Here is a 15,109-nt window from a genome sequence, read left to right as displayed (position 1 = left end):
TACAAGCTTATTTTTGGTTTTTTGCCCATTCATCTAATTGTTTCTGTTTTTCTGCAATGATCTTATCAATGCCAGCAGCCTTTAAACCTTTAATGAACTCAGGCAGACTCTTATTAGGATCTAATGAACCTGATTCAAGTCCTAGTGCGTATTTAGCAACGACGTTGGTAACGGCTGTAACTTCTGTTTTAACGGATGAACTATCAAAATTAAATCCAAGTGCTTTCGATTTAATCGCGCTTTTATTAAACTCCTTCGTTTCGTTCCATATGTCTGGATTATTCCCTTCGAATACATATGATAGAAAAGAATTCCCCATTGCAAAACTCATATTTAAGTTGTAACCATTGTTTCCGGCATTTACCCCATCTGGATATTTGATCACATTATCCGATACTTTTACATAATGTTTTCCTTCAATCCCCCAGTCTAGCAAATTCACGATATCTTTGTTTCCATACATTAAATTAAGAAATTTCATTGCTGCTTCCGGAACCTGAGAGCTCTGTGGAATTCCCCACATCATAGTGGTTACGGCTGATGTGGTAGTAACTGGTTTTGAAAGTGAAGTAGTCACCATTGGCTTAGCAGTTATTTGTGATTCTTGTAAAGCAACACCAGGTTTTTGAGGACCGAAATAACTAAAGCCTGCATTTGACTTCACTAACGTTGTACCAGGGTCTACATTGGTAGTAGCATTTTTTAATGTAAGTCCTTCCTGATTCCATCTCCTCATTGTCTTAACAAACTGCGCATATTCATCTGTTTCATATAAGTCTACTACTTTCATATTATTGTCGTAGTTTGGTAGAACCCCCATTGTATCACCTAGCGGATCGAACCAGTTATAAACGACAGTTGCCTGTGCTCCAGGCTGAAAAGGAACAAATGGAGTGATCCCTTTCTCATTTTCCTTGATCGTTTTCAGAGCGGCCTCTACATCATCCAGTGTTTTGATTTTATTAATGTCAATGTTATATTTATCTGCCAAGTCCTTGCGCATATTTATACCAGGTGCTCCTGCCATATCTCGAAGAGTTGGAACAGCGAATAATTTCCCAGAAACTTTGGCAGCATTCAAATAATCCGGATCCATTGTCTTTTTAATATCCGGGCCATACTTATCTACCAGATCGTCCAATGGTAATAATTGTCCTTTCGCTACTTGTGATGTATAGCCAAAAAAGGAGGTAACAAGCATTAAATCCGCTTTTTCATTACTAGATAACATCAAATTCATCTGTTGAACGTAATTACCTATATTTATGGGTGTTAATTTTACCCTTACCTTGATCTTTTCTTCGGATATCTTGTTAATTTGATCCTGTACTAGTTTGAGATCTTTGGGTATCTCAGTTGTAAAAAAGACCATATTCACTTCAGATATTTTTTCACCTGAACCTGAACTTTCAATTGTAGCACTCTCTTTATTCGAACTGCATGCTGAAAGAATTAGTAAAAAAAACGCAAGCATTATACTTATTAACTTTTTATTTTTTTGCATTAAAGAACCCCCATTTTTTTATTTCTTTGAAACCGCTGTCATTTTTAAATAAGACCATAACTAAAATCAATATAAACTCTGAAGGTATACCCCCTCTTTCCAAATGGTTATATTATTTTAACCATCTGTTCATATACCGCTTATTATAAGGAGGAAAGTACTAGAAATCGTTCAATTAATTAAGAAAAATCATATTAATTTTTAATATTTTCTGAATATATATAATTTTCAAAAATAAAACCGCAAAGGTTCAACGTCTTCGCGGTGAATCATCTTTATTCAATTCTTTTTTTAATTATTACCTCTTGGTCTACTGTCATTTCTACTCTCTGAATACTTTTCCAATTCATTCAGATCGACTTCTTCGGTATATTCATAACTTTCGATTCCTTTTGCTTCATTTTTAAGAGAGTTACCCAAGGTTTTCTGCTGATTTTTTCTGAACTGATAGGGGGTTGTATGAAAGGTATCTTTAAACAATTTGTGAAATGTATTTAAACTCGAAAAACCTGACTCCATGGCAATCTGAATAACTGGCCAATTGGTCTCCAATAAATACATTACTGCCTGTTCCAGTCGAATCCCGTTCAAATATTTTACAAAAGACTGCCCCATATGCTGCTGAAAATATCGTGATAAATATGGAACCGTCAACTCTTCATTTTCAGCAATTTCATTTAAGGTAATCGGATTCATATAATTTTTTTGGATATAGCTGGTAATCCTTGTTAGACGTTCTATATCTTTGCTGCTATTTCGGTTTATTAGCTTATGATTTGTCACTCTAAATTGACTTATAAGATTGTAAACGATGTCTAAAAGTAATGAATGAATTTTAATCTCATACCCTAGCTCTCTTTTTCTTAATGTAAACATCAGCTGAATCATCGACATACGAATATGATCAAACCTTTCTTGATCATCAGTTTGAAAGGATTGACACTCAAAGGATTCCTTTTCAATATTTTCGTACCACTTTTCAATAAAAGTTAGCGGTATTTGAAGTAGTAATACCCGGTTATCTTCGCTTGATTCCACACCGTGAACTTCATTGCTGTTAATCAGGAGCAAATCATTTTCTTGTAGTGGATACTCCTCTCCCCCCACAAAAACATGAATTTGACCTCTCAAAACAAACAAAAATTCAATCCGGTCATGCCAATGCATCGCGACATATCTCACACTTGTCATTAACATTAACATCGGAATCTCTTCGTTTATGACCGCACTTTCATATGGATATTTCATGAGCGCCTCCCCTGCAGATAATCTATAGAACTGTTAAAAAAGGTGTGCCTCTTAAGGTTACACACCTTTTTTAGCATCATCATTAAAAGGACAACGTAATCTTTCCAAACATACCGGTTGGGTCTATAGGATCATGCCATACAATAAATGGAGGTTCTGGATGATTAAAACGATCCCTGTCCAATGTAGTTGCTACTTCAACACGGATGGTATTGGTGCCTTCCCTTAAATAGTCCGCAACATCATAAATATAAGGTGGACAAACTTTCATTCCAACATATTCATCGTTAATCAATAATTCCACGGCTTCGTAAACAGATTCAAAAGCTAAAATCCCTTGTCTTGGAACTTCTGCAAGCTCAAATGTCTTTTCGTACTTAATAATTCCTGTAAAAGCTGGGTCTATAGCAGAAATTGGGACCAATTCATTCATTTGAGTTACTTCGCCAAAATTCGGATAATCCATGTTTTTTACCAAAGAATAATTCCAGCCTTTGGATAAATCGATCGTTTTCTTGCATTCATTAAGCTTTATTGAGTAAGGACGATATTTTTCAAACTCTCCGTCTAGGGTTTTGTCACTCACAAATAGAACACAAGAGTCATATGGTCTTAGCTCCAGATGAATAATACTTTTTCCGTTTACATTCCTAACTTCTATCTTCTCAAATTTATTCTCAAGTCCGTTATAGATTATAGCAAATTCTCCACCAGAAAGTTCAATTTCTCCACTAAAAGTTTGATGTGCTGATTCATTCTGAAACATGTAAATACTAATCTCTTTTTCATAATGATAATAGGTTAAATCCTTGAATGGTTTCTTTAATTGAAGATCAACTATTCCTTCCTCTTTAAGCTCTTTAGCCAACTCACTTAGAGGTACAACCTTATATTTTTCCACCGCTCTTAATAGTTCAGACACTTCCTGTCCATCTACAACATTAGAAATCCCTTCAGGTTTTCCATCAACAAAAATAATTTCTAAACCAGCTGCATCTCTAATAAAAGCGGCCAACTCTTTTGTTATATATTGACTATAAGGAATAACTAAACATTTAAATTCTTCGCCATTAATCGTTAAATGGTTATTCTCTAACTTTCCATTGTAGGTTTCTAAGTTATTCAGCATATCAATCGAAACAAAATCAAAATCAATTTGATTTTCAGTAAGGGCTCTAGCAGGCTTTTGCATTTTCATATATTCACCTGTCCATTCACTCTCCCCGTGATACAAAACAGCTACAGGTGCCACATGCCTGCCGCCATTAAAAATATGGCATAAGCGGTTAGCATAGTGCATCAGATAAGCAAAATGTTTAAACTGCGGATTATGTCCACGTGCATAGAAATGCGGAGGACAATCAAAGTCAGGGTATTCACGCATTGAAAATGCATGTGGAACAAGGTGATTGATGCCACGGACAACTAGATGGTCTAAGATATACTTCATATCTCTAACGCCAAGCTTCCACCCATAAGCACCAAATAATTCACACATGGTTCGCCCTTTTTTCTTCGGATCGAGATGTCCATAGGACGAGCCTAATTTCCCAAGAGTGTAGTGATAGAATTCTCCATCTCCCTTAAAAATTCCACGGCGTTCTAATCCGGCACCGCCAAAAATCACTTGCCCGCCAATCACATCGATCCCGGACATATGCTGGCCTGACAATGCTCTAAAGAAATGACCCGCTCCACTGCCTAATCTGCTATGCTGATCATTATCTTCTATCACATGCCCGATATACTCAACATTATGTGCTTCACACCAATTGCCCAATTGTTTGCTAAAATTCTTTTCATATAAACGGGTAACAACATCCATGTAGATATAACGAGTATGGACACAAATGTTCATTTCTTCAGTGCTATTCCATAAATAGGGTAAGAACGCTCTCCAGTTATCCCCTAGAGCTTCAGAAAGCAAAGTTTTTGCTTCTTCACTCCAAGGTAATGGCATGTCTTTCCTTCCGATTGATTCATTAAATTCAAACCCATTAACATTTCCGAAAGCGGGCTCATCTGAGAAAAATCCGGCAAATGTCTTCCCAAATTCGTCTTTGTAATGTTGAAAATGTGGTTCATATACCGCTTCAAGCTGAGTGCTGACAGAATCTTCATCAATCATATTAATATATTTCGGGTTGCCGCCATCGGTTTTCGTCTCATAAACCACATAAATCCGCCATGATCCTTCTGGTAAGGTGCAGGTTAAAAAATCATCCTTAACATGGTCAGTTAAATCGATTAATTCTTCAGTAATTATTCCATCTGTTACTAGTTTTCCAGCTACAACACTCATTAATTTATTATTTTTTTGTTCCTCTTTGTCTATTGGTTTCCCAATATCTAACCATGAGGTCTTTGGTTTTAACATCGGGCTGATATGTATCGTTACTTCATTTTGTGCACCTAATACATCAACTGAATTATAGTTGATATATGTTTTCCTTCGGTTCGGATATTTTTTCTCAATTAATCCATTGGCATAACCTGTTGGAAAATGGGCATCGTCTAATACCCAAACCCTCATTCCTCTTTGTTTGGCCTCATCCATGACAATATCCAGATCATGCCACCAGCCTGGACCTGCAAAATCAGGGTGCGGCCTTGCTTCGACACAAATTCCTCGGATCCCGCATTCAAAGATTCTAGCAATTTCTTCTCTGATAACTTGTTCTTCTTCCCCTTTCATCCATAGAAAAGGCAGGATATAATTTCCGGTTTGATGAGTCACTAGATCTTGTATGGTCTTATCCATGATACAAACCTCCTATTAAAATAGCTTATAAGCTACACAGCTAGTGTAACTTATAAGCTCATCACATACTATTTTACAAAGTCAGCTCCGGTTCGTCTCTTTAAAAGTTCATCTGTATTCTCCATCGCTTTTGCTTTCGAGATTTTATAAAAATACAATGGAATGGTGGCTAAGAGATAAACAACACCTGGTCCTAAATTTACTAACATATTTATACCATGAACTACTTCAGGGGTTTGTTGTTTATTGGCCACATAACCAATTGCTCCCAGGATGGTTGCACTGATTGCTCCTACTAAAGCGCTTGCAATCTTGGTTGAAAGACTTGTAAAGGAATAAATCGCACCGTCAGCCCGTATACCTGTTTTTACTTGATAATCGTCGATACTATCCGCCACCATACTAAAAACCATTGGACTGGCAAAACCTGTTGGTAAACTTGATATGATCGTCCATACAATAATCATATTAATATTCGTTGCCGGTGTAAAATACATGGCAATAAAGGCAATCCCCGTTATCGTCGACCCAACGATTAAGAGTGTTTTCTTTTCAAAAAACTTTGCAATAAACGGTAGGATGAAAGAACCGATTGCGCCACATACGGAAAGAATTGTAAAAGAAACAGCAATTAAATCCGGACGATTTAATACATAAATGCAGTAATAAGTTACAGTCCCAATTCTTCCAAAGACACCCAATAATACTACGAATAGACTTACTATGATTAATAGTAATGGTTTATTAGCACCTACAGCAACTAACGATTCTTTTATTGATGGTCTTTCATTTATTGCTGGCTCAATTACTTCTTTACAATTCTTATAGGTTAAGAATAATAGTGGAGCAGACACGACTGACAATACAATGGCTGCATAGAAGAATCCATGTTGCTGGTTACCATGTCCTAATAAAGTAATTAAAGGCATTACCGCGGCACCCGTAAGAATACCAGCAACTTGTCCAAAAACTCCTCTATAAGCATTTAAATTGGTTCTTTCGTGAGTATCCCGCGTCATGACTGTTGCAAGGGCACCATATGGTACGTTTACTACAGAGTGGACCGTACCTAATAATAGATAGGTTACACCAGCGTATATAACCTTACCGGTTCCTGAAAGATCCGGAGTGTAAAAGGTTAATATATTTAGAGCAGCAAGTGCTAATGCACCGTATAGAATATAAGGTCTAAAACGTCCATGTTTGCTCTTTGTCCGTTCCATGGTTAAACCGAGAATCGGGTCGACAAAGCAATCCCATACCCTTGCTACAAGCAAGATTATAGCTGCAGCACCGCCAGCGATGCCAAAAACGTCTGTATAAAAAAATAATAGATAGGAAGACGCTAAACTCCAAACGACACTGGCAGAGAACTCACCAAATCCATAACTTAACTTTGTAAGAAAACCAAGATTACCATTAATTTGAGGCACTACCAAACTTTCTTTTGTTTGTGGAACTGCTCCATTTGCCATCTCTTATCCTCCTAGTTCAAAATACCTCAAGTATAAACTTGTAAAACATTCAGTAGCTACTGTTACAATTATCGTACCGCAGACCATATGTAACCGCCTTCAATTAATTAAACACATAAGTACAATTTTTTATCCTTTATCGTGAGCCTTTATGTGTTCCTACGATAAGATTAAATAAGTAGGTATAATTCTTAACCTTTTTTCATTAAATTCCGACATTTATTTTATCAACCGACATTAGTTTGATTTTTTTAGCCATTTTATCACACTTTAATTAAAAATAGATTAATAATTACCTAGGACAGGCTACCTATAGTTATCTTTTTTGAGAGGATAAAAAAACAACCTATAACAAGTGATAGGTTGTCGATCCATTCTAATTTATTTCTCTAAAACTTTAAATTCGCTTTCTAGTCCTTCTTGAGAGTTTGACCCGATGAATATTTTAAACAAACCAGGTTCAACTATATACTCCATCTCCTCATTATAAAAACCAAGACTATTAATATCTAGTTCAAATGTAACAGTTTGCCGTTCTCCTGGCTGCAGATCGATCTTTTTAAAGCCTTTCAATTCCTTAACCGGTCTTACCCTGCTAGCAACGACATCAGAACAATAAAGCTGGACAACTTCTTCACCGGCACGTTTCCCTGTATTCGTTACATCTATATTAATCGTTAAGATACTATCCTTGGTAACCTCTAGAGAATTTGCAACAAGGTTGTCATAATTAAATGTCGTGTAACTTAAACCGAAGCCAAAAGGATACAATGGTTCGCGTGGTCCATCTATATATTTTGAAGTGAATTTTATCTTACTTGCAGGTCTGCCTGTACGCGGATGATTATAGTAAATAGGAACTTGTCCAACTGAATAAGGGAAAGTTGACACTAATTTACCACTTGGATTGTAATCGCCAAACAACACATCCGCGACAGCGCTGCCAGTCTGACTGCCCAGCTGCCATGCTTCAACAATAGCTGATACATTTTCTTGAGCCCAAGGAATGGATAATGGTCTTCCGTTAATTAGGACTACTATGACTGCTTTACCTGTCTGGTGTAATGCTTTTAATAATTCTTCTTGTTGTCCAGGGAGATTCAAATCCATTCGGCTGGAAGCTTCACCGCTCATGTCGGCATTTTCACCAACAACTGCAATAATGACGTCTGATTCATTGGCAATCTCTACAGCTGCATTAAAGTCTGCCCCTTTATCTCCAATGACTTCACAGCCCTTAGCATAGACTATCTCTGTGTCCTTATCAACCGCAGAAGTTATTCCAGAAAGAACGGTAACCACATCTTCTTCATTACCAGTGATGGCCCAAGTACCGAGCATCTCCTTTTTATTATCAGCCAATGGGCCGATTACTGCAATTTTGTTCAGGTTCTTCTTTAATGGTAAAATATGATCCTCGTTTTTTAATAAAACAATTGAACGTTTTGCCATTTCTCTCGCTATTTCTACATGTTCAGGTGCCAATAAAGTCTTTTCTTCAATCTCGTTGTTGGTTCTATAAGGTTTCTCAAAAAGTCCCATCTGAAATTTTACGCGCAAAATTCGTCTAACGGCTTCGTCTAAAACCTCTTGAGGTATTGTTTCGTTCTTCAGTTGTTCCGGTAAATCTTCCTTATACGTCCCCTGACTCATATCCATTTCTAAGCCCGCCAATAATGCCTTTTTACTGGCTTCTTTCCTATTTTCTGAATCTCCATGAACAACTACTTCAGCTATCGAGTTGGCGTCACTTACAACAAACCCATTGAATCCTATCTGCTCTCTTAAAATATCCGTTAATAGATATTTGTTTACCGTACATGGCACACCATTCAAATCGTTAAACGCACTCATGAATGTACCGACACCCGCTTTTGCCGCAGCCTCAAACGGTGGCAGGTACACTTCGTGAAGAGTTTGCAGAGACATGTCCACGGTATTATAGTCACGGCCGCCAACTGCTCCACCATAAGCAGCAAAATGTTTTGCACATGCTAGTATTCTCTCAGATTTAGTTAAATCCTCTCCTTGAAATCCTCTGACTCTAGCAGCAGCAATCATACTTCCTAGATATGTATCTTCGCCTGCCCCTTCAGCAATCCTTCCCCAACGCGGGTCCCTTGTAATATCTACCATTGGTGCATAGGTCCAATGAATGCCTGCAGCTGAGGCCTCTTTTGCGGCAATTTCTGCTGTTTTTTCAATTAATTCCAGATCCCAGCTGCAGGCTTCTGCGAGAGGAATAGGAAAGATTGTCCTATAGCCATGGACTACATCTAAGCCAAAGAGAAGCGGTATTCCTAATCTGGACTCCTCAACGGCAATTTTTTGTAATTCATTTGAAAGATCTGCACCGGTAACTCCTCCCATGGAACCGAGGAGACCATCTCTAATTTCATCTTTATGATAGTTTCTCTCCATGGCTTGAAATTCCTCATATGAAATTTCACCTTCGACCAATTTGGCAATAATTTCGTCTTTTGTCATTCCAAATGCGCCAAATATAGATGGAAGAAATTGTGTAAGCTGGCCCACCTTTTCTTCTAGTGTCATGTTGCTAATCAATTCATTTATTTTACTTTCATAATCTTTTTTCATCACTTTTTCCTGATTACTTACGTTTAGCATATATTATCATCCTCTTTCCGTGCTATCCATTTACTTTTTCCTTTTTTTGCAGCAATACGGCAATTATAATGATCATCCCTTTAACAAGGCCTTGTAGATAGGGTGAAACATTCATTAAGTTAATCACATTATTTAACACACCTAAAATTAATACACCAAAGAAGGTTCCTACAATACTTCCCTTTCCCCCAGATAGTCTGGTCCCACCGATGACAACCGCTGCAATGGAATCCAATTCATAGTTTAATCCCGAGCTTGACGATGAAATGGAATTCAAACGTGAAGATTCAATTATTGCGGCAATGGCGACCAAACCGGAACAAAGCATATAGGCCATTAATTTAATCCGATCAACCCGAATGGCTGACAAAATAGAAGCCTTTTCGTTACTTCCAATCGAAAATAAATACCTTCCAAATTTCATGTTATTTAATAAAATGTAAACAAAAATGGTTAACAAAATAAACAGGTATATCGGATAGGTAATTCCTAATAGTATTCCATTAGCGATATTTGTAAAACTCGATACAGTCCCGCTTATACTTCCTCCGTTTGCAAGATAAAGAGTAAGGGAGCGAGCCATTGCCATGACACCAAGTGTCACTATAAATGGGGCGATTTTTCCCTTAGTCACCAATAACCCGTTTACTAATCCAATTAGCAGGGCACACACGATCGTTGCAATAATACCGATGAAAATGCTATGGGTGGAGTTTAATATTGATAGACCGCAAAATCCGGACAATGCAAGCGTGGCACCGACCGACAAGTCAAATCCACCGGACAAAATAACAATCGTCTGACCAAGAGCAATAATCCCAATAATCGCAGATTGCCTTAGAATATTTAGTAAGTTATTAGACTCTAAAAAGTTTTCATTTATGATACTTGAGATAATAAAAATAATTAAAAAGGCGATTAAATAACTATATTTACCCCAAATGGAAGAGAACCTCTGAACGGTACTCATTTAGTGAAAACCTCCTTCATTTTGGCTCCCGTAGCATACATCATAAGCGTTTCATCGGATGCTTCTTTTCTATCTAATGCTGCAGTAATTTCACCTTGATACATGACGAATACTCGATCACAAACTCTCCTAATTTCACTGAAATCGTTAGTCAGGATAATAAATGATTTACCTTTCTTCGCATATTCAACAATTAATTGATAAATATCATTCCTTGCTCCTATATCAACACCTTGGGTTGGATTGTCCAAAATAATGACTTCTGTGCCAGCTTCAAGCCATTTGGCTAAGATAACCTTTTGCTGATTTCCACCACTCAAGTTAGCGATGGACGAATGAATATCTGCAGCTTTAATATTTAGCTGTTGTTGATATACCTGATAGGCTTGCTCCTCCTTTTTTTGATTGACAAAAAGGGGGGCCGTAAATTTTTTAAGAGAAGATAGTGTCATATTTTGCAATACACTTAGATCTTTCACAATCCCATTTTCTTTTCTATTTTTCGGAACAAATCCAATTCCCTTTGAAACTGCTTCTTTCGGATGATTTACCTTTACTTTTTCGCCCTTTACCAAGATTTCACCAGAATATTTAGTACGGAAACCGAAAATAGTTTCAAATAGTTCCGTTCGTCCATCTCCGGATAAACCCGTAAACCCAAGGATTTCTCCTTTTCTTAATGAAAAATGAATGTTATGAAATGAGTGTTGAGCAGATAGATTTTTTACTTCTAACAATGTTTCACCTAATTCTCTAGATACATATTGCTCTGAACTGCTAATCTCTTTCCCAATCATATATTTAGCTAATACCTCTTCCGTAACATCCTTTATATTACCTGAAGATGCTAGCTCTCCATCACGGAGGACCGTATAACGATCACAAATCGTTAAAACTTCTTTTAATTTATGAGAGATGAAAATAATCGAATAACCGGATTCTTTTAAATTCCTCATTACTGTAACCAGTTTAGTGATTTCCTTATCTGTTAAAGATGTAGTTGGCTCGTCCATAATGATGATTTTGCTATCTTGAAGAAGGGCCCGGGCAATTTCTACAATTTGCTTCATCGAAACATCAAGATCAGAAATAAGTGTTCTTGGATTTAAACTAACATCAAGAAGTTCCAATACCTTGCTAGTTTCTTGAACCATTTTCTTTTTTTCCAAAAAACCCAGTGAGTTTGTCCTTTCTTTTCCTAAAAAAAGATTTTCATAGATGGTAAGATCACTTACCAGATTTAGTTCTTGATGAATAAAACCAATTCCTAAATTTTTAGAAGTATGTGGATTAGGAATGGACACTTTGCTTCCATATAGCTCGATTGTACCCAGATCGGATTGGTGAATTCCCCCTAAAATATTCATTAAAGTACTTTTTCCCGCTCCATTTTCCCCTAATAGTGCATGAATTTCACCTTTCCCAATTTCTAAATCGATTCCTTTTAAGACAGGTACTCCATTAAAGGATTTTTTTATACCCGACATTTTTAGCGCAATCTCCATTTAAACCCCTCCATGCGCGTTTAGGCTGCCCCTAATAAAGGGGACAGCCATTTTCTGTGTTACACATTTTAATAGTTCGCATTCGGATCGAGATACTTATCTACATTATCCTTTGTCACTTGTTCAGCTGGCAGCACGGTATCCTGTTTTTCAGGAGCTTTTCCTTTTGCCATGTCAACAGCTTGATCAACGGCTGTTTTAATCATAAGCGGTGAATAGGTGAAGGTTGCTAGATCGATATCATTGGAATCTTTAATAGCTTGATAGAAATCCTTAAATCCTCCTGCTCCTGTAATAATTTTTATATCATCCCGGTTTGCTTCTTTAATCGCTTGCAATACACCGATCGCCATTTCGTCATCAATCGTATAGACAGCATCAATTTTAGAATTAGCTTGTAGTACGTTTTGCATTACTTGATAGGCTTTTTCTTTTTGGAAGCTTCCGCTTTGATTTGCTACCACTTTAAGATCAGGATACTTTGATTTGATTTCATCCGTAAAACCTCCGACACGCAGTGTATTAACAGAACTTGGATCAGATGAAATAATCGCTACCTTTCCTTTTCCATTTAGTTTTTCTCCAATAAAATCAGCCGCATTTTTACCAATTCCAGAATTGTCCCCTTTAACCAAGCCTGTATAATTCTTATCATTTAATTCACGGTCAAAAACAAATAAAGGAATATTAGCGTCCTTCACTTCTTTGGCAACTGGTGTCATCGAGTCAGTTTCGATTGGAAGAAGGACGATCGCATCCACCTTTTTTGTAATTAAGTCCTCAACATCATTTGTTTGTTTATTCGGATTGTCTGCCTGTGATACGACCATTTCAACGCCCAGTTTTTTAGCCTCATCCTTGGCATTTTGAATGACGGCCCCCATCCAGCCATGGTCCGCTGCTGGGAATGACATGCCAATCGTTATTTTATCAGTGTCATCCTTTTTAGTAGAGGAAGCTTTATCCGTATTGCTGCTGCCACAAGCTGCCAAGAAACACGTCAACATTCCGGTAATTACGAAGGAGGATAATACCTTAAATGGTTTCATACTCTAAGACCCCTTTTTAATAGAAATTAAGACTATTTCTACCTATTTTATTTCTTAAAATGAAGAAGAGAACAAAAGAATATTGTCTTTACTATTTTCAAAGGTTACTGGTTTTTGCTTATGTGCTGCTTCATAAAAATGGTCGATAATATTCATCATGTAAACTCCATGTTCTGCAGGTGCAATTAATTTTTCACCAGTTAAAATACTATTTACAAAATGTTCAAACTCATTCTTTAGTTTAATATTTGGATTCAGAATTGGCGATATATCCACGCAAGTATCCAATAATTCAGAGTGTAACTTTAACTCACCATTAATAAGGCTCACTCCGCCTTTTGTCCCTACTATTTCCACAAACGTTTTGTCTTGTGCAATATTAGAAGCCCAGCTAAATTCAAAATTCACTGTTGCCCCATTTTGTAGACCTATGAAGCCAATAGCTGTATCTTCAACATTAAAGATACCGTTTGGATTTCCTTTATAACCGTTACGGTTACGTGTAGTGGTATGACTGAAATTTTGGTGAATGGCTCCAGTAACGTACGATGGTTCCGGCATCCCGATAAGATATAGTGCTAGGTCAAGATAATGAACACCCAAATCAATCATCACTCCGCCGCCAGCACAATCCTTATTGGTAAACCAAGTGCCTTGCCCTGGAATCCCGCTCCGTCTAATCCAGCCAGCCTTTACTTGATAGATATCTCCTAAGTAACCCGCATCAATATATTTTTTTAAATAAACCGCCTCATTTGTAAAACGATTATTTAAGCCAACCATTACCTGTTTACCCGATTTAATCTTTGCTTCGACTATTTTTTGTGCTTCTTTTGCATTAATGGCCAGCGGTTTTTCACAATGCACATTGACCCCTTTTTCTAGTGCATAAATCGTTATCTCTGCATGCAGGTAATTGGGGGTACAAACACTCACTAAATCTAACTCTTCCTGGTTCAGCATATCCTCATAATTACTATAGACGTTTGGGATATTATATTTTTGTGCTAATCTTTGTGCATTTTCGATATTCACATCACAAATGGCGGCTAATTCGACATTAGCTAGTGTCATATAATTATTTAGATGCTTTCTTTCCGCATTACTTCCCGCTCCGATTAATCCATAACGTAGTTTCTTGTCATTCATTTGACCACTTCTCCCCTAGTTAAAATGCTAGTTTCCTCATATATTCAATCGTGTAATCAATTCCCTTTTCCCCTAGTTCTCCAGTCCATACAGGAGAATGTGGTTCAATACTTAATCCGCCTGTATAACCTTTTACTCTTAATAAGGAAATGAATGTTTTCCAGTCTGTTTGGTCCAACCCTGCCGGCGGGTCATCTACTCTCACACCATTGATGATCATGGACCCCTTTAAATGGACATGGTTGAAACGCTCACCCCAATCAAGTGTTTCTTGGAGGTAATCACCGCCAAAATATCGACTGTGTGAAGGATCAAATTTGATTCCTAATTCCTTCAAGTGACCATGAACAATTTTCCAGACATCAGGAGTATTGACAAAATTCACCTTTCGGCAGTTGTAGGAAGAGACCTTTACTCCTTTTGGTTTTGCATAATCAATCAAGTGTGAGAAAAACTGAATGGCAGCTGTACAGTTTTCATAGAAAGATAACTCTTCCACATAATTACAGCCACTTACAAAGTTAGTACATCCTAGTTCACTGGCCACATCAATCAACCTGCGGCATCTTTTTAACTCTTCTTCAATGACACGGCCTTTTTCATCAATACGAAGTGATTTCCATCTTCCAATCGAGCCAATACTAATACCATATTGATTTTTCCAATTTAGTAAATTTTCACGATTACGATAAAACGCATCCACATCTTGACCTTCATTGACACAAACTTCTATAAAGTCTAATCCTTTTTGCTTTGCTTTTTGAAAACTTTCCTCTGTTGGTGCTGCAATAATTCCAAGCTGCATCATTATAAAACCTTC

Annotated in this window: 10 protein-coding genes; all 10 read right to left on the bottom strand. The window is 37.2% G+C overall.

Annotation, left to right across the window (positions count from 1 at the left end; genetic code table 11):
- Positions 1–7: 7 nt before the first annotated feature.
- Positions 8–1,504 carry an ABC transporter substrate-binding protein gene (locus L1999_RS10935; RefSeq protein ID WP_235743568.1) on the bottom strand — a complete coding sequence of 499 codons (1,497 nt, stop codon included), beginning with the start codon at positions 1,502–1,504 and terminating at the stop codon, positions 8–10.
- A 291-nt stretch (positions 1,505–1,795) separates the two neighbouring features.
- Entirely contained in the window at positions 1,796–2,752 is a 957-nt protein-coding gene (locus L1999_RS10930; RefSeq protein ID WP_235743567.1) for a helix-turn-helix transcriptional regulator, read from the bottom strand.
- A gap of 82 nt (positions 2,753–2,834) precedes the next feature.
- Positions 2,835–5,513 (bottom strand): glycosyl hydrolase, encoded by a 2,679-nt coding sequence (locus L1999_RS10925; protein ID WP_235743566.1) that lies wholly within the window; start codon positions 5,511–5,513, stop codon positions 2,835–2,837.
- 68 nt (positions 5,514–5,581) lie between these two features.
- Positions 5,582–6,988, bottom strand: a complete 1,407-nt coding sequence (locus tag L1999_RS10920) for an MFS transporter (protein ID WP_235743565.1) — start codon at positions 6,986–6,988, stop codon at positions 5,582–5,584.
- Between the two features lie 381 nt (positions 6,989–7,369).
- Complete coding sequence (gene bglX, locus L1999_RS10915; protein ID WP_235743564.1) at positions 7,370–9,616, bottom strand: beta-glucosidase BglX; 2,247 nt, start codon at positions 9,614–9,616, stop codon at positions 7,370–7,372.
- A 22-nt stretch (positions 9,617–9,638) separates the two neighbouring features.
- Positions 9,639–10,586: an ABC transporter permease gene (locus tag L1999_RS10910; protein ID WP_235743563.1), complete on the bottom strand. Its 948-nt coding sequence runs from the start codon at positions 10,584–10,586 to the stop codon at positions 9,639–9,641.
- Positions 10,583–12,091 carry a sugar ABC transporter ATP-binding protein gene (locus L1999_RS10905; RefSeq protein ID WP_235743562.1) on the bottom strand — a complete coding sequence of 503 codons (1,509 nt, stop codon included), beginning with the start codon at positions 12,089–12,091 and terminating at the stop codon, positions 10,583–10,585. The genes L1999_RS10910 and L1999_RS10905 overlap by 4 nt, the downstream gene beginning before the upstream one ends.
- Positions 12,092–12,159: 68 nt before the next feature.
- Positions 12,160–13,140 carry a substrate-binding domain-containing protein gene (locus tag L1999_RS10900; RefSeq protein ID WP_235743561.1) on the bottom strand — a complete coding sequence of 327 codons (981 nt, stop codon included), beginning with the start codon at positions 13,138–13,140 and terminating at the stop codon, positions 12,160–12,162.
- Positions 13,141–13,194: 54 nt separating this feature from the next.
- Entirely contained in the window at positions 13,195–14,289 is a 1,095-nt protein-coding gene (locus tag L1999_RS10895; RefSeq protein ID WP_235743560.1) for a Gfo/Idh/MocA family protein, read from the bottom strand.
- A gap of 19 nt (positions 14,290–14,308) precedes the next feature.
- The gene (locus L1999_RS10890; RefSeq protein ID WP_235743559.1) at positions 14,309–15,097 is read right to left on the bottom strand and encodes a sugar phosphate isomerase/epimerase family protein; all 789 of its coding nucleotides are present in this window, start codon (positions 15,095–15,097) and stop codon (positions 14,309–14,311) included.
- Between the last annotated feature and the right edge of the window lie 12 nt (positions 15,098–15,109).

Source organism: Neobacillus drentensis (genome assembly GCF_021560175.1).
GTDB classification, from domain to species: domain Bacteria; phylum Bacillota; class Bacilli; order Bacillales; family Cytobacillaceae; genus Neobacillus; species Neobacillus drentensis_A.
Note: the sequence above shows the minus strand (reverse complement) of the source record. Positions and strands in the feature narration are given on the sequence as shown.